Source organism: Limosilactobacillus oris (assembly GCF_025311495.1).
In the GTDB taxonomy this organism is placed as follows: Bacteria; Bacillota; Bacilli; order Lactobacillales; family Lactobacillaceae; genus Limosilactobacillus; species Limosilactobacillus oris_A.
Genome location: NZ_CP104398.1, coordinates 1555168 through 1580256, shown reverse-complemented (window position 1 = coordinate 1580256; position 25089 = coordinate 1555168). Strand labels below are relative to the sequence as shown.

Sequence of the window (25089 nt, the reverse complement as noted above, 5' to 3'; positions counted from 1 at the left end):
GTTACAAAGCACCGCAAGTCATGGTTTCCCCATGACTTGCGGTGCTTTACTATTTTAACTTCTAATGGTTGTGCGCCGGTGTCTCATCATAATTCGGCAGCTGGAAGGAAGAAGAGTCCACGTCTTCTGGATTCCCTTCCCGGCCCGGCTTCATCTTTACCAGGCCGAGCTTAATTGCCCCGACCGGACAAACAAGGGCACAGAGCTGGCAACCAACACACTTGCTCTGGTCAAAGGTTGGAAGCCGCTTGTCGTCATCCCAACCCATCGCCTGGTGGGCACCATCCTGACAGGAGATGAAGCAGCGACCACAGCCGATACACTTATCCCAGTCAATCTTCGGGTAGACCTTGTAGTCCCGGTCCAGCTGGTTGGTTGGCACGATGTTCTTGTTGGCAATCCCGACCAGGTCCTTAAGATGGTCAACGTGCTGTTCATCCATGTAGTGCATTAAGCCGTTGGTCAAATCGTCAATGATCCGGTAACCATACTGCATGATGGCGGTGGTTACCTGGAGGGTTGAAGCACCGAGGAGGATAAACTCAGCGGCATCCTCCCAGGTTTCAATGCCCCCAATCCCGGAAACTGGCAGCTGTTCCAGCCCGGCAGCAGACCGAATCTGTTGCAGGAAGCGGAGAGCAATTGGCTTAACCGACTTCCCTGACAGTCCGGAGACGGCGGACTTACCGTTGATATTTGGCAGGGCCACCTTGTTGTCCAGGTCAATGTCGGTGATTGACTTGACGGTGTTAATGGAGGAAATTCCGTCCGCACCGCCAGCCAGGCAGGCCTTGACCACTGGAATCATCGTGGTAATGTTCGGCGTCATCTTAGCTAAGACGGGCAGGTCGGTCCCCCGCTTGACCGCCGCACAGTTGCTCTTGCATAATTCAGGGTTGGTCCCAACATCAGACCCCATCGTGTGGGAGGTCATCTGTGGGCAGGAGAAGTTCAGTTCAATCATGTCGGCCCCAGCTGCGGTAACCAGCTTTGCCAGGTCCGTCCAGTCCTGTGGCGTTTCACCCATGATGGAAGCAATCAGAACCTTGTTTGGGTACTCCTTCTTCAAGCGCCGCATCGCGTCCAGGTCTTGCGCCAGCGGGTGCTCGGCCAGCTGCTCCATGTTCTTGAAGGCGATAAAGGGCGTATCTTCCTTAGTGAGTTGGGCAAAACGCGGCGAAACTTCATCGATAACGAAGTGGTCAGGAGAAAGGGTCTTGTAGACGATCCCGCCCCAGCCAGCGTCATAGGCGTTCTTACACATTTCGTAGCAGTTGCCAACTGGTGAAGATGACAAGCAGAACGGGTTTTCAAAGTGGACCCCTAAAAAGTCAATTGACAGGTCTTTCTTAATCATTGTCTTGTCCCCCTAACACACGATCGATTTCTTCGGCAACTTCTTTCCCCTTTTGTACGGCAACAACCACGGTCTTATCACCGTCAACGATATCTCCCGTAGCGAAGACCTTCGGATCCTTCGTGTGGAACCGGGCTTCCCGGAATGGGATTTCATTGTGCTGAATGTCAATGTCCAGGCCATCTGCGTCTACCTTTTGGCCGACCGCTAGAATGATCTTGTCGGCGGTAATGGTCATCTCACTGTCAATCTCGCGGTGCTTGAAGGTTACCTTGTTTTCCCGGACCGCGGTTGGTACGTAGCCGTCCACGATTGTCACGCCTTCTTGCTGGGCACCGGCCAGCTCTTTCTTAGAAGCCTTGAACTCCTTAAACTCTTCGTAAACCATGTCAGTGACATAGTCGACACCCAGCTTCTTGAGGGTCGTCACGACGTCCATCGCCACGTCACCACCACCGATGACCAGCACATTATTTGGCAAATCGTCCAGGTGGCCCTGGCTTTCCTTGGCGCGGGCCAGGAAGGAAATAGCAGACTCCGTGCAGATGTTGTGTTCAAACATTGGAATCGTCTTGGCGGCACTAGCACCGATTGCCACAATCACCGCGTTGTAGTGCGTCTTGAGGTAGTCCATCGAAACGTCCTTGCCGACGGTCATGTTGTATTTAATGTTGGCACCGAGGTCAACAATCCGCTGAACTTCGTAGTCCACGATTGCTTCCGGCAGCCGGTATTCAGGAATCCCATAAGTCAGGTAGCCACCCGCCTTAGCGTTCTTTTCGTAAATATCGACCGCATAGCCCTTTTGCCGCAGGGTCGTGGCTGCCTGTAAACCGGCGGGGCCGCTCCCAATGATGGCAACGTTCATCCCGTTATCCTTGCCGGCGTGAAGGATCTGCATCTTTTCCTTGCGTTCCATGTCGGTAACGTAGCGTTGAATCCCGCCAATGTCAATCGGGTGGTCAATTTTGGCACGGGTACAAGCCTTTTCACAGTAACGTTCGGTCGGGCAGACCCGGGCACAGATCGCACCGAGGGCGTTATTCTCCCGGATTGTTTCCGCGGCCCCCTTTACATTGCGAAAGCGCACACTCCGGATAAACTTTGCCGGGTTCGTGTGGGCCGGGCAGGCCTGGGAACATGGTGCGTCTTCACACAGTAGGCAACGCGCCGCCTCCTGCATGACGGTGGTCATCGTATAGCCTTTCGCTTCCGTTTCATATTTTGAAGTCATTGAGATTGCCTCCTCTAGGTCATCGCTTCAGCATTGAGAAGTATTGAACAAACTTTATACTATTATGATAGCGGTGTCATATATCAATTACAATAGCATATTATAAATTCATTTTTATTACCAATACCGGTAAAACAGCATATGATTTAAGAATATAGCAATATATAATTTTGGAATATAAAAAGGGTTGAGAATTAACTCAACCTCTTTAATATTTTAAAGTTAGTAATGCCTCAGCGCAGTAGCTGGCTGGCAGTTCAAACGCTGATAAATCAGCATTTGACCAACCCCAAATAGGCTTGCTTCGCGTCGTAGCCATCCTTGCGGAGGTTCCCAGAGGCTTGCTTCGCGTCGAAAGACAAACGCCCAAAATCAGCTGTCAGCCGATTTTAGGCGTTTTTTCTCACTCTCACTGTTACTTACGGAAAACGAAGCTTAATTTCTTTACGCGTTACTTGTTCATAGCCGCCGTTGGCACGCATCACCGCTGGACGGGGCCGGTCAGCCGCCGTTCCCGGCTTATCCACCCCGACCGACTCCCGAACAAACTTGGCCGGGTCTTTAATTACGCTGACAGCCAAGGGCGCAACACTCTTCCGCAAAACTTCGGTCCCCTTAAACGGCTCATCACGCAGCGTGGTCTCATAATCGACCTCGTCCAGGTTCGTCAGCCAGGCTGGCCGAATGATTGTGTAATCGAGGTCACTCCCCTCAATCACGTCCGCAGCTAAACGATAACGGCGGTAGTAATCACCCATTACCTGCTGGTTCCAGCGGCCAAATTCTCCCGGGATTTCATTATAGATTCCCAACGACGATGTCCAAATCAGGCGTTTGACACTAGCCTCATCCATTGCCTAGACAAGCGTTGTGGCCGCCGCCTTCGCAATGTGGATCGGTTCCCTGAGCGGAGCAATAATTCCGGCGGTCCCCAGGGCAATTTTCTTCGTCTTTGCAGCCAGGTAACCCAACGTTACGAAGGGGTCGAGCCCCTGTCTAACATCGCCAAAACGCGGATCATAAAACGGCACGTCCCGGATCCAGAGGGCCGCGAATCCCGCTTTCTCCGCCAGCCGGGCTGTCTCCCCCAGGTCGAAAACGTCAGGAATCGGCGTATCCGGGTATCCCTTAAAGGGAGCGATTAAGCCAAAGGTCAGCTTTCCCGGCTTGAACACCCGCGCAAAGCCGGGGTGCTTAGACATTTCTTTAGGCAGCTGGGCCTGGCTGTCCTTACTAGCCGCTTGCGGGTGGAAAAGGTCACTGTTATCAGTGCCTAAGATTGAAAGCCGGGGAATGTTCAGGTGGTGGTCAGCGAATTGTTCAGCCATGTTAGCTCCTCCTTTTATTTTGCTTGCGCACGCAACTAAAAAAATAGGGCAATTCCTATTTTAAATACTCACTGTACGCCGCAAGCGAATCTTCAACCTCTTGTAAAACTCGTTTCAGCAACTCCTCACCGTGGCTCGTCAATACCAGGTAAGCAGCCCGTTTATCAGTCTGACAGGCCTGTTTCTCGATCACCCCACAATTTTTTGCTTCTAGCTTGGCAATCATGCGGGAAATTGCGGACGCTGACAGGTGCAGCTTGTCTTGCAGTTCGTTTTGCTGGAGCCGGTGTCCCGTGGCCTGCTTCAAGAAATATAGCAACAGGAACTCGTTCAGCGTCAGTGTGGACCCATCAGCGCGCAAAATCGCCTGCTCAATCTCTTCCTTCATCTCTAGTTGCCGGTCGGTGTAATCAAACCACCGTTTTAAGTAATCCACTAGCAGGCCACCCTTCATTTTATATTAATGCTTGCGCACGCAACTATTATAACATGACCGCTATGGGTGTCACCCCACGGCTTGCCCGCCAAAAACAAAAACCGCGCTTACCGTAGAAATGCCGTAAGCGCGGAAATATTGGGATTTAATTACTACTTCACTGCCTTAGCAACCGCTTGTTGTCCCAGCAGGTTGATGAAGTTAAACGGCCGGTCGAAGTTCGGTTGGAACAGCATGTCAACCATCGCCATGAAGTTAATCGTGTTGTGGTTTTGAATCATCACGGAAACCGCGTTCGCGTACATGGAGATGTCCAGCTTGCTCATAAACTGAGCACCCAGGATTTGGTTGTTGCTCCGGTCCCAAACTACCGTCCCAATCACCTTGGCGTTAGTTGGCATAAATTCAGGCCGGTAGTTATCCTCAAACGTCACGGCATCGGCATCAAAGCCAGCTGCCCGGGCGCTTTCCAGGGTCATTCCAGTCGAGGACATTGAGTTATCGTACAGTTGCAGACCAGAAGTGGATTGGGTTCCCATGTAGGTCATGGTGTTGCCGTAGAGGTTCGTGCCGGCAATGATCCCCTGACGAACGGCATTCGTCGCCAACGGAACGTAGGCTTCCTGATTAGTTGGGTTGTAGTGAACCGCTACTGAATCACCCGCACCATAAACGTCCGGGTCTGAAGTCTGCATGTATGCATTCGTCTTAATCGAGCCGTCCGCGTTAAATTCGAGTTGATCCTTGAAAAGTCCCGTGTTCGGCCGGAAGCCAATGCAGAGGATTGCGATGTCGGCATCGTAGCTTCCCTTGTTTGTCTTAACGACCACACCCTGGTCCTTGTGTTCAAAACCGGCAACTAATTCATCAAAGGCCAAGGTTACCTGGTGGTCTTCAAAGTCCTTGGTGACGATGTCGGTGTACTTAGCATCGTAGTACTTGCTGAGCAGGCGATCATTGCCATCAATCAGGGTTACTTGCTTGCCCTGCTTGCTGTAAGCCTCAACTAGTTCAACACCGATGTAGCCCCCACCAATCACAACGATCTTCTGCGCGTTTTTGGCGACCTCGAAGAGCTTCTTAGCGTGGTTGTAATTCTTGCAGAGGTAGACGTTCGGGTCGTCAATCCCCGGCAGGTTTGGAATCACCGGCCAGGAACCGGTCGTTACCATTAACTTATCATAGTAGTCTTCGCTTTCTTCACCGCTGACCAGGTTCTTAACCTTCAACGTCTTCTTTTTCAGGTCTACCGCAGTCACTTCATGTTGCATGTGAACAGCCGCACCAAGTTGAGCCAGTGCTTCTGGACTTGAGTAGAACATGTCATCAATACTCTTGGCGACCCCGCCTAAGTAGGTGGCAATCCCACAGGAAAGGAATGACACGTTATCGTTCTTTTCGTAAATAGTAACCTCAGCATCCGGGTGCTGACTGAGCACCTGACTAGCGGTAATGGTTCCAGCATGTGTACAACCGATAATAACGACCTTCATAGTTATCCTCCTATATCAACTGATAAGCAATGATTATTATATGCACTATAATTATAGCAACCTATAACTGCTTGTCTAGGACAAATTGTGAATTTACTAACTATCGTTATTTGATTATCTTGTGATAATTACTGCTGATTAGCCGTTAAGGCCCTTTTTTATAAATTTGTCATTATCACTGATTTATAGTAAGAATCTATTTTTCGCCAAAATAAAAAAGACGTTCATCCCTGGATCGCGCCCTGGGTTCCCGTCTGACTAGATGCTATCTTTCCCGCTGCCACTGGCCTCGACCTGGTCAAAGAACTGGTAGAGGTATTCACGGTAGGCAAAGGCCATAATCACGTTCCGGAGCATCTGCTTTTGCTTAGTCTGCTCGTGCCCCACCCGTTCCAGGCGGCTCTGCAGACCAAAGACGTACCGTGACACGTTGCCCAATTCTTCAACGAAGTAATCATAGGCCACGCTGGTTTGATAGCTTTCCCGTTGAATCTGGATTGCCTTGTAGAGATTGCTCTGCTCCATGACGTTTTTGGCAACTACCACAAAGAGTAGCTGGGCAATTTGTTCACGCCGGTACAGTTTTTTCTGCGGACGGGTCACTAACTGGTGCTTCACGTAATTGCTGACCATCGAGCTGGTAACTTTGACGCTCGCGAACGGCGCTACACATTCCTGGAGATAGGTAACGACCTGGTTTAAATAAAGTCCCATAGCGGGTAATTCTTGGTACCGTGGCAGGTTAAATTTTTCGTTGACTTCGTCTGCACTCATTGTTTTCCGCCTCCCAAACCTTATTTTACGGGCGAACCAGCTTTAGTGTCAACATCCTCCTAATAAAGAGTTTTTTAAAAACCGTTGACAAGTTTTACTAAAATGGCTATGCTGTTAAAAAATGATTAACGGGGTAAACAAAATGACAAGTAAAATCATTACAGATTCTGGTGCAAATTCATTTGAACCAGTCATCGGCGGGGTCGCCCACGAAAACGTTCCTTTGACCGTAGTCGTGAATGGTCAACCGTGGTCTGATGACCAGCAATTAGACCTCGCCAACTTTCGGCAAGCTCTGAAAAACACGAAAACGGCCACTTCATCTGCCTGCCCAAGCGTGGGAGCCTGGCTCCAGTCCTTTGCCGGTGCGGATGAGGTATACGTTTTAACCATTACCAGTGCCCTGTCCGGTAGCTATAACTCCGCCGTACAAGCAGCAGACCTATACATGGCGGACCACCCGGAAGTCCAGATTCACGTGTTCGACACCAAATCCGCTGGCCCCCAGATTAGGCTGCTCGCCTCTCAGCTGGCGACCCTCATCAACCAGCAATACGCTTTTGACGAAGTCGTCGAACTCATGAACCAGCAGATTCAGCAAACGGACCTGCTCTTCGTCCTGGAAGAACTCGACAACCTCGCTAATAATGGCCGGGTAAGTCCGGCGATTGCAAAACTGACCCACTTTCTCAACCTTCGCATCTACGGCACCGCCAGCGCTGAGGGAACTTTCGAAATGCTTGGCAAGTTGCGGGGCGGAAAGCAGACGGCCCAGAAGATTGTCAAGGTCATGGAAAAGCAGGGCTATATTGGTGGCCGGGTCTTGATTGACCACGTCGACTGCCGCGAAAAGGCTGACCGCCTGGCAGCCGCAATCAGCGAGCACTACCCGAACGCCATCATTAGCATTACGGCCTGTGGGGCCTTGTGCTCCTACTACGCAGAGAACGGCGGTCTCATGATCGGCTTTGAAAAGTAGGGCGGTTGCCAAAATACTCAAAGTGAAGAATGCGAAAAACGTCTGTGTTTGATTTTCCAACCAAACACAGACGTTTTACCTTATTCTCTAAAAATAATTTTCAACCGTAAGCCTAAAGCTAATTGCGTGCTGGATCGGCCAAGCGGAAGACATACTGGTACTGTTGCCCGTGTACTCTCCAGTGCCAATCATAGCCAACTTCCTGCACGGCAGTACCAGGTTGGCCCTGGGTCAGCCAACAGACGGAAATTGCCCGTTGATTATCAGAAGAACCGCTAGCAATCACGATGTGGCGGATTTCCCACGGATTATTGATGTGGCCCCAAATGACAATATCACCATACTGGGGGATAAATTCATTGGCGCCTTGGTAAATCAGCCGGTAGCCATTTTGCAGCAGATACGGCGTAATGTTGCTCGTGGCATAAACCCGCGCCGGGGCAGTCGCGCCTGCTGACTGCAGGGCCGCGGTCATCGAACCGGAGCAGTCCGCAGTCCCATCACTACCGTTCCGTGCCCCATGCTGGGAATAGGTTAGTTTGCCTTCATGAGCCACAAACCAATTGATAATCCGGGCGGAGAACTGGCCGTTGGTCATCCGGCCATCCGCACCAAAGTAGACTCCATCCACCCACCGGTTTGTCACCGGCTGGCGGGTTGTCGGGTCAAAGTAGTAGGTATTCCCAGCAAAGCGCTGGATTCCACGTGGGTCGGCCACTGCTGCCGGAATATAGACCGGCGCTGCATACCAATCAGTATAGTGACCATTCCCGCCTTCATCATTAGTATAACGGTGAATCAGCTGCACCGTTTGACCATACATACTGTTCGGAATGGTAATTGAAGTGGCAAAACCAGCTTGGTCGTTTTCCAAAATGGCGGGGTTACTAGCTATAACATCTGGTCGTGCATGGAGATCAGTCAAGCGCCAGCGCTGGATCTCCCGGCCATTCTGCCCGAGAGCGATCAGGTACTGGTACTTTTCCCCCGCCGTCTGGTCGCTGACGTGCCAGCCGCTAATAGTCAAATTCGTCGGCGACAAGCTAAACTGGTCCAGGTAACCCGCATTAGTCGGATAAACCGCACTGTACTGGTCATCAGCGTTGCCATTGCCGGCCGGGTCATCCGTAAAGCGTAAGATGACCTGCAAATTATTGCCAGCCTGGGCTGGATTAAGGGACACGAGCGCATCGAAGCCACTGTTCAGGCTATTAAAGTTAGCCGGATACAGGCGGGCGATGTCCGGCCGGGCGACCATGTGAAGCCGGGTCCGGCTGATTTCGCGGCCATCGCTGAGAACAATCGCGTAAGCATACGGTTTGTCCGCTGCATTGCCGTCGACCATCCAGCCAGCCAAATGCAGACCGTCATTCTCCATCTTAATTCGGTCCAGGTAGGAGGCCCGTTGCTGGCCCATCGTCACGCCAAGCCAGTAATCAGTATACTGACCAGCGCCACCGTTGCCCTCCGCCGAAGTCGAATAACGGCTAACAACAGAATACTGATGGTGCGGGTCCAGGCGGGCCGCCGTTAAGTCAAACGTCCCGGTAAATCCGGACCGGCCAGCAGTCGTAATCTCCGGGAAGGCCCGCGCTACATCTGGGCGTGCGGCACCCTGACCAGCAGCCACTGCTACCTGCCGATTAGCGGTATTATCAAACAAAATCAGGTAGTGGTGACTTTCTAGCTGAGAAAGATCATTAGCGTGCCACCCCGTTACCTTGAGCTGCTGTCCATTCGACCAATCGACCCCGTCCAGGTTAGCCCGGTTTTCTGTCGGGCCACCAAACGTGGGGAACCAGTAATCAACATAGTCACTATTGCCAGCTGCACTCCCGCTATAACGACTGATGACCTGAAGACGGTGGTTAAAGTTCACTTTCCCCAGGTCAAAGACACCCTGAAAGCCAGATTGTCCCGCATTATTAACCAGTGGATAGATCCGGGCTACATCGGGACGGGCAAGCGGATCCTGAACCTTAACCCGGCCCAGTTCACGGCCGTTGGCGGTCTGGTCTAAGAGAATCAGGTAGTGGTAAGGGTGCGTCGTGGCCTGGTTAGTCGCGTGCTAGCCGCTCACCACCAGCTGGTTATTCTGGACGTGAACATTATCCAAGTTGGCAACGTTTTGCTGGCCTAGTTGAACCGGCGCAAACCAGTAATCAACATAGTCACTGTTGCCATCAGCCGACGAGGTATAGCGGCTGATGACATTTAAGGTGTCACCGCGGCTGATCACCCAGTCCGGCAAAGTGAATTTACCAGTAAAGCCGGAATGAGCGGCATTGATAATTCCTGGAAAGACCCGCGCCACATCGGGACGGGCGCTGTTGGTCACATTAATCCGCCCCAATTCACGATTGTGGTCACTGGTGTCCAACACAATTAGGTAATGCTGGGGCTTATCTGCCGCCAGGTTGGTCGCGTGCCAGCCGCCAACCACCAGCTGGTTATCCGTCAGCTTAGTTCCTTCCAAGTAGGCCTCGTTGCGCGTGTCAATCTTAAACGGTGCAAACCAGTAGTCAACAGCATCACCATTGCCTGCGGAATCGGCCGTATAGCGGCTGACTACCGTGATACTGTCACCATTTGTAATCGCTGCCGGAGTAAGGTTCAACTGCTCATGAAAACCGGAATTAGCCGCGTCATAAACGTTGTGGACCCGCGCTACATCCGGACGGGCAACAGGAGTCTGCACCTGAATCCGGTTAAGCTCTTGCCGAGTGGTCTCGTCATAGGCAATTAACCAGTGATTAGGCCGGTTCACTGCCGCGTTGGTCGCGTGCCAGTCGCTTACCTCTAATTGTCCCTGCTGGTTAAGCTGGACGCTGTCGAGGGCCGCATAGTTGCCCTGATCCGCTTTGTTATAACTGCTATTTTCAGTTTGTGGAGCGGTTTGGGCAGCCACGTTAGTTTGTTGCATGGTCACCTGCTGGGCCGGCGTTACCGTATCAGCAGACGCGTCTGTAGTACCCCCAATTTGAATTCCGAGGGCCAGCACAAAAAGCGTTGCCGCTACCCATAATTTGCCCCGTTTATACATCTTTTTTATGTTCTTTCAATTCAAACTCTCCCCTTTAACCGACGATTGACCGGGTTACCCGTGCTAACTGTTCAATTACCGTACGGGCATTTGCTAGCGGCCTGCCCTCCGTGTAAATTGCAATCGTGTACTTATCTGGAATATAGCCAATGCTGCTGACATTCCAGGCGTACGGATTATCAATATAGTTCCAGCCGTCCTTAATATAGAAATTGCCGCTACCGGCAGAAATTCCCCAGTTTTGGGCTGGTGACACGGTATTCATCAGGTACTTAATGTAGTTCCGGGAACCATCGTTTAAATAGTCAGAGTGGGGTTTCAGGAAAATTTCGTTGAGCAATTTTAACTGGTCGCTGGCCGTCGTCAACGTCCAGCCCCAGTGTTCGCCAGTGTAGGAAGAGTTCATCCCCAGCGCGTGGAAGATGTTATTAACTCCGGCATTACCACCGAGGTAACTAGCGGTGATCGTTGAGGTGGCGTTGTTGTCACTGTAACGAATCATCCGCTGAGCCAGGTCCTGCTGGTAGCCATTGAGGTTGCCACCAGTATTGTGCAGCAATAGTGATAAGATGCTTACCTTGACCGAACTGGCCGTGATGAACTGGTGGTTGGGGGCGTTGGTCCAGGAGATTACCTGCCCAGTTGCCGGCATTTGAATAGCGATGTCAACGGGGGCGCCGAAGTTATTAATAATCTGGCTCCACGCTGCTATTAACCGTTGGGCATAGCTGTTCACGTCCACTGGACCCGACCAGTAATCGGTACACTGGCCGTTGCCGCCCGCATCATTACTGTAGCGGTGAATGATCCGGACAACGTGATGTTGCATCTGGTCTGGAATTGTAAAGCCAATCTGGAAGCCGGAGTGGTCACTGTTGTAAATTGCCGGGAAGGCCCGGCCAACATCCGCCCGCGCCCGATTAGCATCAGGAACACTGATCCGGTATAACTCCTGCCCATTTTGGGCATCGACGAAGATGAGGTATTGGTACTTTTGGTTTACAGACGCATTAGCTGCATGCCAGCCGCTGACGTACATCCCATTACTATTGACGGTGATTGTGTCAAAGTTCCCCGCGTTGGCAGAATAATTGCTGCTCCACTGGTCAACGGCATTCCCGTTGCCGCCATTATCATCGGTAAAGCGCAAAATCACTTGCAGGTTGCCATTGACAGCTGCGGGATCCAAACTCACCACGTCATTAAAGCCGCTGTACAGGCTTCCAAAAGTCGTTTGGTACAGTTTTTGAATGTCCGGACGGGCCTGTAAGGTCAGCCGCTGACGGGCAACTTCCTTGCCGTTATTCATGACAATGGCGTAAGCATATGGCCGGCTGCTATGGCCCGCGGCAACCATCCAACCAGCGACGTGGAGACCATCCTTGGACATCCGAATGTTATCCAGCCAGGAACCCTGCCGGTCAAGCGTCACCGGGGCAAACCAGTAGTCAGTGTATTGGCCATCCCCACCATTGCCGTTGGGATCCGCCGAAGTCGAGTAACGGCTCACTACGGAATAGCTGTGTCCTGCTGGCAGTTGCACACCGGTTAAGTCAAAGGCCCCATTAAAGCCAGCCTGCCCCGAAGTTGCCAGATTTGGCAATAGCCGTGCTATATCAGGACGGTTAGCCGTCTTCGCCATCGTGACCGCAACCTGCCGGCTGGCGGTATTATCAAACAGGATAAGGTAATGGTTGCTTTCTAAGCGGGAAATGTCATTGGCGTGCCAGCCAGCTACCCGGAGCGAGTGTCCGTCTGACAGGTCAAAACTATCAAGGTATCCCTGGTTGGTTTCGTTACCAGAAATCGGGTTGAACCAGTAGTCAATGTAGTCACTGTTGCCATCAGCGCTCGCACTGTACCGACTGATAACCTGAAGCTGGTGGCTAAAGTTCATTTTGGCCGTGCTGAGCTGGACGGCAAAGCCAGCCTGTCCTGCATTATTGACTAATGGATAGACCTTTGCCACGTCGGGACGGGCCACCGCGGTAGCAACTTTGACCCGGCCAATTTCCTGACCGCTCGTCCGGTCAAGTACGATGAGCCAGTGGTTCGGTCGGCCAACCTGGGAGTTAGTCGCGTGCCAACCGGTTAATTGCAGCTGTCCCTTGGCAACACACACCCCGTCAAGGCTCGCGGCATTTTGCTGGCCCAGCGCAACTGGGTTGAACCAGTAGTCAACATAGTCGCTATTACCGTCCGCACTACTGCTATACCGACTAATAATCGTCAGGGTATCACCACGGGCAATCACGTCGTTCGGTAAAGCGATTTGCGCCTGGAAACCGGATTGACCAGCTTTCATGATTCCAGGATAGACCCGTGCCAAGTCAGGGCGTTTGCAGGGGTCGACCTGAACCCGCTTAATTTCCCGGTTATGATCACTGCTGTCAAGGATAATGATGTAATGGGTGGGCTTATTTGCTGCCTGATTGCTGGCGTGCCAACCGGCAAGCGTTAATTGACCATCGGCAAGCGCAACCCGGTCTAGCCAGGCCACGTTTCGATGGTCCAGTGCAAACGGGCTAAACCAGTAATCAACGTAGTCCTGGTTGCCGGCCGCATCCCGACTATACCGGCTAATAATAGAAATCGTGTCGCCACGGGCAATCGGGTCCGCACCCAGCTCTATTTGACCGTGGAAACCAGATTGATTGGCATTATAAACATTGTGCACCTTGGTAACGTCCGGGCGGTCATCGGGGGTCTTAACCTGAACCCGGTTCAGTTCGGTGTGGGTAGTTTGATCATAAGCAATCAGCCAATGATTGGGCCGGTCAACGGAAGCATTAGTGGCGTGCCAGCCGCTAACTTCTACCTCCCCTAGATTGTTCAGCTTTACACTATCTAGGCTGGCATAGTTGCCCTGATCCTGGTGATCATAATTAGTACTTGGTGTCGGCGCTGTTTGATTGTTAGCAGGCGTGCTGAGATTACTGGCAGCTCCAGCAGCAGGTTGGTTTACAGTAGCGGTCACCGCTGGCTGGTTATTGTTCGTATCAGCAGCCGCGGTTCCGCCGCCCGCGGCGATTCCCCATGCTAATGCCAGGATGGTCGCCGTTAGCCACAGCTTACCTTTTTTATATAACTTCTTGTGTTCTTTAGTCATAAATAATTCCCCAATTTTAACTTTTCCGTTTATTCTACTATAGATGCTAGATTTTGCCGCTACTTTCTTTAATCTGCCGATTTCTTCAGTTAACGGTCGACCTTCCCCGGTCTGAAATCAGTTAGCCCAGCGTTGGGATGTCCAGCGCGCTAAGCTGGTCGACAATTGCGGTTTTCTCCTCTTCCGTCAGCCCGTCAAGGAAGGTCGTCCCAATAATGATGTCCAGCGGGTCAAACCGGGCTGCCTTGATTTCGGCAACCACCGCGGGTGTTAAGCCCTTGTGTCGTTTAACCTCCTCAATCACCGCCAGCCGTTGTTCACGCTCGGGCAGTGTCAGGCCACGGTTGACAAACAAGCGGAGGCCAGGCACTAGGGCGGCCAGGGCAGCGTGCCACCGTTGCCGGGCCGCCGGACTATCCCATGTATAACCCTCGGCTGCCATTTCCCGCTCCAAGTCCGCCTGGTTGTCGGTAAAGGACCGGTTGAACTGGTCGTTAAAGAGGCGGCGTACCCGTGCGGTCCACTTCAGAGTTTCCTCTCGCGGTACGTGAACGTCCTCCACGAGGCTCTGCTGGTACTTCCGCACCGCCAGACCGTCCTCCTGATAGGCAGAAAAGCGGTACTTCAGCAACTGTTCCTTGTTCGGCAAGTAAAATGGCAGCCCGAGCTGGTCGGTCAGCAGGCGCTGCTGCAAGTCCTGGCGGTAAATTGCCGGATGGATAATTGAGCCGTCACCGCCAATCTCGTCAATGGTAAAGGAGGTCGCCTGGTCGCCACGGTGGGCCTCAAACCAGTCGGCCAGGCGGTGCGGTCCCACCGGCAGCTGGGGATTCTGCTTCATGATGATCCGGTAGGCCTGGTCGCAGGAGATTACCCCGTACAGGTTGGCACAGGCCGCGCAGTAGCTGGCAAGCACCTGCTCCGTGTCCGCATCAAACAGCGGGAGGGTCAGCTGGGGCGGGTTAAAGAAGCTCGCAAAGTCAAGGTTGTCCCAAATGTTGTGCTCCTCCATCGACTGGTCCACCAGCTGGTAGCGGAGCTCCTCCTTATCCTTTTGCAGGTCGTCATCGCTCAACACTCCCTGCTCATTCAGGTACTGGAAAAACTTCTTCAGGGCCGTCCGCACCTGGCGCATTTCATTAATAGTGGCGCCGTGGGCCAGTGGCTCCTCCAGGTCAGTTACCAGCGGACCGTAAATGGTGCTGAGCTGGTAGGCCACAATGCTGTTTAAGAAGAACTCCAGCCGGTCCTGGTGCCGGTGGAGGGTTTTGGCACTAAGCCCAGCCGGATTAGCCGCAACGAAGGCATTGATCAGCAGCTGGTTTAGTTCGCTAATCCGCGCTACGGTCTTTTCATAGTCCTCTTCCTTAATTTTGCCGCGGTGGTCCTCCAGATAGTGGAGCTGGTTAGCAACGTTTTGCAGACGGCGGTTCCCCCCGGCAGCTTGTTGTCCCTTTGCCGCGCCCTTCTGCCAGGCCGGTAAGTCGCCAAAGATAACCGTTTCTACCAGCGAATTGTCTGCCTTGACCGCTTGCCTGATTTGCTGGGCTAGACCGGCAAGCGTCTCCCGGCCCTGACCGCCGATTAGCGGCTTGTTATCCCGGATGGCCTGGGTCAGGTTACCAACGATCTGGCGGTTAATCGTCCGGTTGATTTGCCAGGGGCCAGCCTGTTTCAGATACTGGTGGATCTGGCGGCTCGTTAGTCCCAGGCGGTGGAGCTGGTCGCTCAGCTGGTCCTCAAATAATTTCTGCAAGCGCCGGTAGTCGTGCGAGTAGACGTTGGGCAGGATCACCAGTAGGTCCGCCGCGTCATTGATGAAGGCAACCTGCCGGTGGTGCTGGACGGAAAAGTAAGTGGCGTGCCAGGAATATAGCGGGTTAGCAAGGGCCTGCGCTTTGGCTGCTTCCGGGTCCGCAACCTGCGGATAAAAGCGAAAGACTGACTGGGCCTTGGCGGTAACGTTAATATACATGGATTTAATCTCCCCTCAACCAATCTCGATTGGTACCGTTTTCGTTTATACCAGAATAAGGCATTGGGCCGCTTTCGGCAAGCCAGTCTTAAAGGGTTTGTTCATTTGGTCCATCTCCCGTTTTATATCTCTTTATATCTTCGCTCGAATACCAAAAACAGCGGCGCCACCGTCTTGACCTTTTCCCCGCCGCTTGGCATGATTATCCCAGGAGGTGAACAGCGATGAAAATTGCCGTTAGCAGTGATAACCACCTGGACGTCAACCAAGTCCCCGTTGACACAGCACTCGACTTACAGGCCGACTGGCTAGCGCGGCAGTCAATCGACTACTACCTATTCGCCGGGGACCTCTTCAACGATTACCTGAAGACCCGGGACTACTTTACCCGCCTGCAAGCCCGGGTACCGCAAACCCACATCTACTACATCCTGGGCAACCACGACCTGCTCAACCACGTCACCGCGGACCAAGTCGAGCACGCCACCGACCCGCGCTACCTGCACAACCGCGCCGTCGACCTCCCCGGCAGCGACTGGCGCCTGATTGGCAACAACGGCTGGTACGACTACTCCTTTTCGTCCTACTACCAGCAGCCAGCCGCCGTGGAAAGCTGGAAGAAAGTCTACTGGCTCGACGGCTCGATCGACCAGCACGAAACCGACCAGGCCCGGATGGCCCGGGTCCTCCAGCAAACCACGGTCCTCCTCGACCAGGCCCAGTGCGACCACAAGCGGGTTCTCTTCCTCACCCACTTCGTCCCCTGCCAGCACCTGCTCGCACCGAAGGCGGCGGGGATCAAAACGGCCCGGATGGAACGCTTCTACCAGATGATCAACGCCATGCTCGGCAGTGACCGCTTGGGCCGGCTCCTGGAAAACTACCCAAACGTCAAGACGGTCTTCTACGGGCACGTCCACGGGGTTCATCCCCCGCTGACCCGCGCCGGCCTGACCTACTTTAACCAGGCGGTCGGGGTTCACAAAAAGCGTCATGACGAGTGGCAGGCGGCGACCTTCGCCGGCCAGTGGGAACGAACAGTCCGGGTAATCGAGCTTTAGGATATTTTGCGACCCGGGATATTTTCGACTATTATATATTTAGCAATTATCTGACGCAGGGGGAGTTTTGATGGATCTTAAAAACGCAATTCATGAATGCTGGGGCAAAATCGGCGAAGGGCACGTGGCAACCTATATTCCCGCCCTCGCTAACGTTAACCCGTACCAGCTGGGGGTCTGCCTCTTCGACGTAACCAACGACCACAAGGAGCAGGCGGGCGCGTCCCAGGTTCGTTTCGCTGTCGAGAGCGTGTCCAAGGTAATTTCACTGCTCTACGCGATTGACCAATTGGGTCTGGAAGCTGTCAGCTCGCAGGTTGGCACCCGGCAGACCGGCTTTCCTTTTGACACCATCCTAAACATGGAAATCACCGGAGAGAGCCAGCCGCTCAACCCCTTCGTCAACAGTGGCGCCATCCTGATTTCCTCGTTGATTGAGGAACAGGACGGCCAGTCGCCATTCGACCAAATTCTGGACTTTAGCCGGAAAATCTGCAACGACCCGGGGATTACGCTGGACCAGGAAATTTACCTCTCGGAACTGGAAACTGGGGACCGCAACCGCTCGCTGGCTTACTACCTCAAGGCCCGGGGGACGCTCAACAACGACGTCACGACCAGCCTCGATACTTACTTCTGCCAGTGCTCGATGATGGTCACCTGCGAAAGCCTCGCCAACTTGGGCGCCGTGCTGGCGAATGACGGGATTGCCCCGTGGAATGGTGAACGGATTATTTCAAGCCAGGCCGCGACCTACACCAAGTCCGTGATGATGACCACCGGCCTGTACACCGAATCGGGCACCTACTCGGTCCAGATCGGCGTGCCAACGAAGAGTGGTGTCGGTGGCGGACTCGTGGCCGCGGCCCCGAGCCACTGCGGCATCGGCATTTTCAGCCCAGCCCTCAACCCGGTCGGCAATAGCGTCGCCGGCCTCGCCCTGCTGGAGATGATCAGCAGGGAACTAAAATTGGATATTTTCAAGTATTAGCTAGTCAAAAAGCCATTGGCAACGGTCTGGACCGCCGCCAATGGCTTTTTTTCGTAACTATTTCTTTCTAATAAACAAGCAGGCTACTGCGGCCACCAAGGCACTGATGACCAAGCCGAGGAAGGACGCCGAGTAGGAGCCGGCAAACTGGACGAGCCAACCAATCAACAGCGGCCCAATGAAGCCGCCGAGCTGGCCGCCGAAGTTGACGATCCCAATCGACGAACCATAAGTCTTTTCGCTCAAGATTTGGGCGGTAAAGCTGAAAATCCCGGTAAAGGCCAGGGACTTCACAAAGTAGATCAGCACGTCAAAGGTGACCACCGCGACCAGCGACGAGGACTTGAACAGGCCAAACATGAATGCCAGGGTCAGGAAGGAGGCAATGCTGATCATCCAGCGCTCCCGGCCCTTGAACCAGTGAACCATCACGAAACCAGAAATCAAGGCGGCAATTCCACCCGAGATCACCGGCAGTGGTACCAGCCAGGTCAGGTTCTTGAGGTTGATCCCCCGCTCCTGCAGGAAGTAGACTGGCATCCAGGTTTCCAGCCCCTTGGTGATGATGTTCAGTGCCAGGCCGATGACCACGAATACCCAGACCCGCGAGTCGATGTTGCGCCACTCGATTTTCGGCCGCTGGGCACCGCTCGTCGCCGCCTGCTTAATCGGCCGTTCGACCAAGTAGTAGGCCACCATCACGACCAGGCCAATCACACCGAGCCAGACGAAGGCGTTCCGCCAGCCGGCACTGGCGATAATCGGCACAATCAGCAGCGGCGCCACCGCTGCTCCGGCGTAATTTGATGAAATCAGGGCCGAAGTGGCCTGCGACTTTTCACTCTTATCATAATTCTCAGAAATCCGCTTCAATGCGGCCGCTGGGTACGGCCCCTCCGCAACTCCAAAGAGGAAACGGATGGCAATCAGGGCAACCAGCGACCAGGCCCAGCCAGTTACCATCGTCAATAGCGACCAGGCCAGCAGTGAAATGATAATCAGTCGTTTACTGCCAAAACGGTCAGTCAAGTAGCCGCCTGGAATCTGCATCAGCGTGTAGCCGAGGAAGAAGGCGCTGGCCGTGGTCCCTAACGCGGCCGCCCCCACGTGAAAATCCTTGCCGATGTAGGCCAGCGAAATGTTCATGACGGTCCGGTCGGCAAACAGCAACATGTAACCAAGGTACAGCAGCGCAAACGTCCCCCAGCGCTTAACAGCTGCGTGCTTATCTACATTCTTCAATTTGTAATCTCCACCTCATTATAACTGGTATTTTCCAGTTCTCCATTATACACGGACTGCCTACGGCCGCAAACTGACTAGAAAGCGGTTCAGCCCCCGCCGCCCTACTTAATATGGCTGCTGGTGAAGTGCTCAAAGTGGTCAGCAAATTCAGTTGGGACAAAGGGTTGCTGGTAGATGTACTCGAATAACGCTTGGTACTGTGCGTAGAACTTCTGTTCCGCCTGGTTCGGCGCCGGTACGTAATAGTGTTTGCCCACCAGGTTCTTTGGAAGGTACTCCTGCCGGGCAATCTTATGCGGCGGGTCAAACATGTTCTGCATTACCCCCGCACCCCGCAACTTAGCCGCTCCCTGGTAGTGTGAGTCCTGCAAATACTTCGGCATCGGGTGGTTGGTCGGGTGCTCGGCGTCCTTGGCCGCCTGGTAGTAAGCCTGCATGGCCGAATCAGACCGGGGTGCCACCGCCAGCAGAATGGTTGCCATCGCTACATGGGTCGAGGCCCGGGGCAGGCCGATTTCCAGGGCAGTATTCGCCAGGGTAATTACCTGGGTCGCCCGGGCCGGGTCCGCTAAGCCCACGTCCAGGACCGCGGAGTCCTTGAGCCGCCGCACTACCGACTCCAGGTCCCCGGATTTCAGGATGACTGCCAGGTAGTAGAGGGCCGCATCGGCATCAGAACCCTCAATCGAATCCTGAAAGGCTGACAGGTAGTCGTAATGCTTGGTCGCATCTTTATCAAAGGCAAAGTGCTGGTTGCGGGCAAAGTCCTCGATGTCCTTCATTGTCAGCTCTGTCGGGTGCATCGCGTGCAGGGTGTCCAGGATATTCAGCGAAACCCGGACGTCCCCGTTGCCGCTGTTGGCAATTGCGTGGGCCTGCGCTTTCGTTAGCGCGAAGCCCAGGTGTTCTTTGGCAGCCCGGACTAACACCGGTTCAATTTCCTTGGCGCTGATCGGGTAAAACTCAAAGATTTGGCTGCGGGAACGGATGGCCGGCTGGATTGCCATGATTGGGTTTTCGGTTGTCGTCCCGACTAAGAGGATGTGCCCATTCTCCAGGTGGGGAAGCAGGTAGTCCTGGAGGGGCTTGGTCAGCCGGTGAATTTCATCGAGCAGGAGGACGAAGCTCTCGTCCGGGTGGGCGTCAACGAGCTTTTGCAGCTGGCTCTTATTCTGAATCGACGCGTTAAATTTTTCAAAGGGCAGCTGGAGGGTCTGCGACATCACGTAGGCCAGGGTCGTCTTCCCTGAGCCCGGCGGCCCCCACAACAGCAGGCTAACCGACAGGTGTTCCGTAATAATCTGGTACAGTGGCCATCCCGGGGCCAGCAGGTGCTCCTGACCGACCATCTGCTCTAGCGTTGTCGGCCGCATTAAGTCGGCCAGTGGTTGCTTAAATGCCATCTTAACCTCCCCTTCCTCTTTTAGATAGTTCCACTTACTAATGATAAGATGAACCGCTGACGATTGCCACTGATAACCCATCTCTATGCTATATTAATTAGTAATTACAAACGAACGGGGAGGATTGATTTGTTCCATCAAATTATTTTCGTCATTATCCTGTGCGGAGTGATGGTACTAGACATTTTTACCGATATTCGTCTTTACTACCACCTCTTTTTCAAGCAGGATTATATAGAGTGGGTAAGCCACGGCAAAGACGACTTTCAAGACTCACGGACTTTTCTTGGCGAACGCCGGTTTAAAATTTTACTAGCCGCGACATACGGTATTACGTCTATCTTGGTCATCTTGGTGCGGTTTGCTTTGTTCTGGTTATCCAAATCGTTTAGTGTTCCGCTGTTAACCCACGTTGCCGCAACGTCTCTCCTCCTGACCATTCTAGGAAATTCCATGGTAATTTTCATTTATCCCATCCCTGGTGTCACCAACGTGCGCTTAGAGCGCCCGAAAGTCCTCCTCGACCTATTGATGGCAATCCTTAACTATGCTTGCCTGATTTATATGTTAATCTTGGTCATTAATTTTTACCTTTGAGCTGGTTAGCGGCAGCAGCCCTTAGTTTTTCTCTTCCCGCGTCAGTAAATAGTGGCGAATGTTGCGAATGCACTTGTTGAATTCGACCCACTCGGCGAAGGTCATGTCAACGTTGATTACCTGGTAGCGGTTGGGTGGCGTGATAATTGCCAGCGTTTGCCCCTGACGGACCAGGCGGTAGGAATCGCCATCTGATAATAACTGATATTTCCGGCCCGTGAGCCACGCTGTTAAAGCTTGATACGTTTCTGGATTCATTTTCTCACCTCATCCTTAATGATACAGCATCACAATCCGCGAACAAGCAATGTCGGACAAAAGAAAGTGGTTGACGAAATCGCACATTGATTTCGTCAACCACCTTTTATTATCTTCTTATTGATTACCTAAGAAATTAGCCGCGCTTCTTATTCACGCCGGCCAGGCCAAACATCCCCAGCAGGCTAGCGGCGCCTAAGCCCGCCAGTGCGAGACTGTCATTGTTGCCCGTTTGTGGCAGGCGCTTAGCAATTTGTCCTTGCGCGTTCACGGCAACGGCGCTCCCGTTCCGTACTGCTTGACCGTTCACAACCGTCCAGCCAGCTAATACGTTCCCGTTGGCGTCAAGTACTTGGCCTTTCACAATCTTGGCACCGGCTGGTAATTGAGCACTGGCATTGTGATCACTACCCGTAGATTGGTTTGTACCCGAGTGATCATCTGTCGACGAATTAACTGCCAGAACTGGCACTTCAATCATGTCATCCTGGTCACTGATGGTCAGAGTCAAGCCCGGCATTGCCAGCTTGTAGCCCGCTGGCAGATTAAGCTGGCTTTCGCTAAAGTCAGTTCCCGCCTGCCCATTCAATACTTGGGTACCAACAACCTTGGTAATTGGAGCACCCATTGGTTGGTAGCCAATCGTTTCAATGTAGTGAACTGTCAGGGTATGAGTAGCATTCGTTGGCGTAGTCTGATGACTATCATTGCCGGAATTAGGTTTAGCGGCAACCACTAAAACACCTGGCACATTAAAGGCCTTCGACTTGGTCCCATCTGGGAAGTCTAAAATAACCTCTTCATCATAAGTTCCAGCTGTTTGAGCATCTTTTTGAACCTTAGCAGGGTCTGCCCATTCCACCTTGGTACCTTCTGGGTAGACACCATTCGTTTGTGCCAGGACCATGAACATCGCGGCAGAGGCAGTACCGTTATCGGTATTCTTAATGTAGGCACCGGCGGCCAGCGTTGGTACCGGAATGGTGGTGTCCCCAGCAGTAACGTTGACCTTGACCACTAGGCTTGGGTCGAGGTTCGTATACTTTTCATTATCCGGCTGCGCTTGCGGCTTTTGGAGCTCTGCTAGCTGTTGATTATCCTGGGCCAGTTTAGCCTGGGCAGCCGCAAGCGTCTGGTTAGTCTTTTCGATGGCGCCCTTCAAGCCGGTAACCTGGCCCTGCAGGTCCGTTACCCGGCCCTTCGCGTCACTGACCCGCTGAGCCGTCTTGGCGCTGGCACTGGCCTTCACCGCCACTAAGGATTGTTCAGCAGCCGCCAATTCTGCCTGGGCTTGGGTAAGCTGGTCATCAGCACCCTTCTTGGACTGCTGAGCGTTCGTGACGTCGGTGTTCGCCTGGTCCAGCTTGTCCTGAGCCGCCTTAATTGCGGCGGTATTGTCCTGCTTAGCTTCCTTGATGACCGTCTTGTCAAATGGGTGGGCCGGGGTACCTTCCAGCTCATCGACATCATCGTAGGTCGGGATAAAGTGAATCATCATCCCGTTCGTGGCGTCCCCACTAACTGACATCCCCAAGTAGGACTGCGTCGCCGGGTCACTTTCATTATTCAGGTCCGTGTCATTCAATAAACCAAGCAGCGTCCGCGCGTGACCCCAGTCCGGAGTATCGTGGAAGATCATGTCATCGATGGCACTGAAAATAGCGGCCTTCAAATCGTCCATGTTATTAATACTGGTATCAAGACCTTCAACCGCTTCCCGGAAGGCACGGGCATTGGCAACTTCTACTTTGTTTAAGCCCGGGTAGTCGTGCCCGCTGTAAACCTTGTCCGCATTATACTGGTCGGCCACCGCTTGCGCTAAGTCAACGGAACCCTGGCTGACAACGAAAGGCTGGGCACCGATTTTTTCCCGCAGGGGGTTGAGTAGGTCGATAACGAACTGGCTGATTTCAATCCGTTGCTGGTTCGTCAGGTGGGCGGGATCAACCGCTTCCTGCTTGTCCTGCGCGCTATGAACGTACTTAAACTTCATGTAGTTTTGACCAGCCATGTTGTCCCACGCATCGCGGACATCCATGTTGCCATCAGCCAGAGCGTCCTGGAGCTTGTGGTAGTTTTCCCGGGTGTAGCCATCCGGCAGCTGGAAGCCAGTTTGCTGGCTACTGCCGCTCTTGGCCTGACTTAATTCATCATTGGCCTGCTGCTGCCGGGTTTGCGCGTCTGATAAGGCCGCGGCTGCCTGCTTAGCACCGTCCTGGGCCGTGGAAACCTTCTGCTGGGCCTTGTTAACGGCAGTCGTGGCGGCTTGAACATCAGGGTCGTTTTGGGTTGCCTGGTCCTGTTCAGTCAGAGCCTTTTGGTAGTCCGCCTGGGCAGCATCAAGCTGCTTTTGGGTAGCCGTCAGTTTCCCTTGCTGGGTTGCCAGCTGGGACTGGGCATCATTGATCGTGGCCTGCTGCTGTTTGGCGTCGGACTGCAAGGCAGCGATTTGACTGTCCTTGTCACTTGCCTGCTGCCCGGCCGGTTGACTGGTCGTATCCGCGTGGGCCGTCGTAGTGGTCATCGTAGCACCAGCAGCAACTGCCAGCACCGTCGCCGTCAGCCATAACTTGCCAGACTTGTACAGTTTCTTGTGTTCTTTCATTATTTTCAATCCCCCAATATCAGATAGTGTCTTATTAACACCGCTTATTGTACAAGGAACTAAAAATCGATGATGCAGTCAACGGTCATATTTATCATTGAACGGATTTCTATAAAAAAGAGTGTGGGGCAGGATAAACCTATATGCTCTGCCAGCTACCACACTGCTGCGTTTTTACTTTTAAAATAGCTAAGAGACTGGTTTCTACTCACTCTCCCATCTCTTACCACTGAATCGAGGAGTAGTTGTTCAAAATTTCCATTAGTTTGCGCATCTTGAGCCGCGAAACCGGCACCGTGAGTTCACTCGCAGCGAAACTCACCTCATGTTTTTTCACGTTCAGGCTACGGATGTTGGCAACGTTGACCAGGTAGCTCCGGTGAACCCGGAAGAGCTCGTCAGCCTGTTCCTCCAGCTCACGCAGCGACATATTAATCGGAATCCGCTGGTTGTTAGTGGTATACATAAACGAAGCATGGGTATTATCCGGATTGCTCTGGAAGCAGAGGATGTCATTTACATAGACCTTCATGATTTCATAGTGGCTCCGCAGGGTAATTGTCCGCCCCCGGTGCGGCATTTCTAGTTTTTTCAAGACCTTCGTTAAGTCCCGGGCCAGACAAGCCGCGACCTTTTCAGGGTTTTTCACGATAAAATCGAGTGCTTCGACTTGGTACCGATAAGTTGTCGGCAGTAATTCGTCGTGGACCGTCAGGAAAATAATTGATGCAGCCAAATCATACTGACGGATCTTTTGGCTAAATTTCAGCCCGGCCTGGTCATCACCACCGATTTCAAGATCTAAAATATAAACGTTGCGCAACGAAGGCTCCGGCAATGACTGGCTAATTTGTGCCAATGTTGAAAACAGGTGAATATTTAACTGGATTTTCAGCTGCTGCCCAACCTGACGAACGTAGTTATCAATCTGCGATAATTCAACCGGATTATCTTCTAAAATATAGACGTCTAACAATTCGTCATTACCTCCTCCCACAAATAAGTCAATTAACCATAATAATATCAGACTATTCCTGCTTTAATCGGGGTTCGGATTTAACTTCTTGTTTTTTTACAGCTCAATGAACTAAAACGTCAGTTGAATGCATTATACTGACGCTCAATGCAGTTTAAATTGACTATGGCAACCAGAATCCTAGGCAAGCAGCGGCCTGAAGTATTATCACTTAATAGACGAATT

19 protein-coding genes and 1 pseudogene are annotated in these 25089 nt (G+C 52.8%); 4 read left to right on the top strand and 16 right to left on the bottom strand.

The features are described 5' to 3' along the window. Positions 1-61: 61 nt before the first annotated feature. The 7 genes and pseudogenes from preA to N4599_RS07825 form a co-directional block, all read right to left on the bottom strand. A complete protein-coding gene (gene preA, locus N4599_RS07855) occupies positions 62-1357 on the bottom strand; it encodes an NAD-dependent dihydropyrimidine dehydrogenase subunit PreA (protein WP_260898915.1) in 1296 nt (431 codons plus the stop codon). Beyond that, a complete protein-coding gene (locus N4599_RS07850; protein WP_260898913.1) occupies positions 1350-2591 on the bottom strand; it encodes an FAD-dependent oxidoreductase in 1242 nt (413 codons plus the stop codon). Before N4599_RS07850 ends, preA begins: the two co-directional genes overlap by 8 nt. Positions 2592-3085: 494 nt before the next feature. Further along, positions 3086-3448 (bottom strand): annotated as a pseudogene (locus tag N4599_RS07845) (NAD(P)H-binding protein); the annotation flags it as partial. Then, positions 3449-3919 carry an LLM class flavin-dependent oxidoreductase gene (locus N4599_RS07840; protein ID WP_260898908.1) on the bottom strand — a complete coding sequence of 157 codons (471 nt, stop codon included), beginning with the start codon at positions 3917-3919 and terminating at the stop codon, positions 3449-3451. 55 nt (positions 3920-3974) lie between these two features. Continuing rightward, entirely contained in the window at positions 3975-4355 is a 381-nt protein-coding gene (locus tag N4599_RS07835) for a MarR family winged helix-turn-helix transcriptional regulator (RefSeq protein WP_260898906.1), read from the bottom strand. Positions 4356-4507: 152 nt separating this feature from the next. Further along, the gene (locus N4599_RS07830; protein WP_062812696.1) at positions 4508-5848 is read right to left on the bottom strand and encodes an FAD-dependent oxidoreductase; all 1341 of its coding nucleotides are present in this window, start codon (positions 5846-5848) and stop codon (positions 4508-4510) included. Positions 5849-6106: 258 nt separating this feature from the next. Next, the gene (locus N4599_RS07825; RefSeq protein ID WP_260898903.1) at positions 6107-6622 is read right to left on the bottom strand and encodes a DUF1836 domain-containing protein; all 516 of its coding nucleotides are present in this window, start codon (positions 6620-6622) and stop codon (positions 6107-6109) included. Between the two features lie 142 nt (positions 6623-6764). On the opposite strand from N4599_RS07825, the gene N4599_RS07820 reads away from it, so the two are divergent. Further along, positions 6765-7601: a DegV family protein gene (locus N4599_RS07820; RefSeq protein ID WP_260898901.1), complete on the top strand. Its 837-nt coding sequence runs from the start codon at positions 6765-6767 to the stop codon at positions 7599-7601. A 118-nt stretch (positions 7602-7719) separates the two neighbouring features. Here the strand turns inward: N4599_RS07820 and N4599_RS07815 are convergent, their stop codons facing one another. The 4 genes from N4599_RS07815 to N4599_RS07800 form a co-directional block, all read right to left on the bottom strand. After that, entirely contained in the window at positions 7720-9480 is a 1761-nt protein-coding gene (locus N4599_RS07815; protein ID WP_260898899.1) for a peptidoglycan amidohydrolase family protein, read from the bottom strand. Between the two features lie 189 nt (positions 9481-9669). Next, on the bottom strand, positions 9670-10644 hold the full coding sequence (locus tag N4599_RS07810; protein WP_260898896.1) for a KxYKxGKxW signal peptide domain-containing protein: 975 nt from the start codon (positions 10642-10644) through the stop codon (positions 9670-9672). 34 nt (positions 10645-10678) lie between these two features. Next, positions 10679-13753 (bottom strand): KxYKxGKxW signal peptide domain-containing protein, encoded by a 3075-nt coding sequence (locus N4599_RS07805; RefSeq protein WP_260898893.1) that lies wholly within the window; start codon positions 13751-13753, stop codon positions 10679-10681. A 121-nt stretch (positions 13754-13874) separates the two neighbouring features. After that, positions 13875-15728 carry a DUF6933 domain-containing protein gene (locus N4599_RS07800; protein WP_260898892.1) on the bottom strand — a complete coding sequence of 618 codons (1854 nt, stop codon included), beginning with the start codon at positions 15726-15728 and terminating at the stop codon, positions 13875-13877. Positions 15729-15952: 224 nt separating this feature from the next. Here N4599_RS07800 and N4599_RS07795 point away from each other — a divergent pair, with 224 nt between their 5' ends. Both N4599_RS07795 and glsA read left to right on the top strand, forming a co-directional pair. Then, positions 15953-16789, top strand: a complete 837-nt coding sequence (locus tag N4599_RS07795; protein WP_260898890.1) for a metallophosphoesterase — start codon at positions 15953-15955, stop codon at positions 16787-16789. Between the two features lie 70 nt (positions 16790-16859). Beyond that, a complete protein-coding gene (gene glsA, locus N4599_RS07790; protein ID WP_260898887.1) occupies positions 16860-17780 on the top strand; it encodes a glutaminase A in 921 nt (306 codons plus the stop codon). Between the two features lie 57 nt (positions 17781-17837). Here glsA and N4599_RS07785 read toward each other — a convergent pair whose 3' ends face one another. Together N4599_RS07785 and N4599_RS07780 are read right to left on the bottom strand one after the other, a co-directional pair. After that, a complete protein-coding gene (locus N4599_RS07785; protein ID WP_260902519.1) occupies positions 17838-18953 on the bottom strand; it encodes an MFS transporter in 1116 nt (371 codons plus the stop codon). A 173-nt stretch (positions 18954-19126) separates the two neighbouring features. Next, on the bottom strand, positions 19127-20428 hold the full coding sequence (locus tag N4599_RS07780; protein WP_260898886.1) for a replication-associated recombination protein A: 1302 nt from the start codon (positions 20426-20428) through the stop codon (positions 19127-19129). A gap of 129 nt (positions 20429-20557) precedes the next feature. On the opposite strand from N4599_RS07780, the gene N4599_RS07775 reads away from it, so the two are divergent. After that, positions 20558-21025: a hypothetical protein gene (locus tag N4599_RS07775; RefSeq protein ID WP_260898884.1), complete on the top strand. Its 468-nt coding sequence runs from the start codon at positions 20558-20560 to the stop codon at positions 21023-21025. A gap of 21 nt (positions 21026-21046) precedes the next feature. Here the strand turns inward: N4599_RS07775 and N4599_RS07770 are convergent, their stop codons facing one another. The 3 genes from N4599_RS07770 to N4599_RS07760 all read right to left on the bottom strand — a co-directional run bounded on the left by N4599_RS07770 (position 21047) and on the right by N4599_RS07760 (position 24864). After that, positions 21047-21283: a hypothetical protein gene (locus tag N4599_RS07770; protein WP_260898881.1), complete on the bottom strand. Its 237-nt coding sequence runs from the start codon at positions 21281-21283 to the stop codon at positions 21047-21049. A 136-nt stretch (positions 21284-21419) separates the two neighbouring features. After that, the gene (locus N4599_RS07765) at positions 21420-23888 is read right to left on the bottom strand and encodes an SEC10/PgrA surface exclusion domain-containing protein (RefSeq protein WP_260898878.1); all 2469 of its coding nucleotides are present in this window, start codon (positions 23886-23888) and stop codon (positions 21420-21422) included. A 223-nt stretch (positions 23889-24111) separates the two neighbouring features. Continuing rightward, positions 24112-24864, bottom strand: a complete 753-nt coding sequence (locus tag N4599_RS07760) for a LytR/AlgR family response regulator transcription factor (RefSeq protein ID WP_260898877.1) — start codon at positions 24862-24864, stop codon at positions 24112-24114. Positions 24865-25089 lie beyond the last annotated feature (225 nt).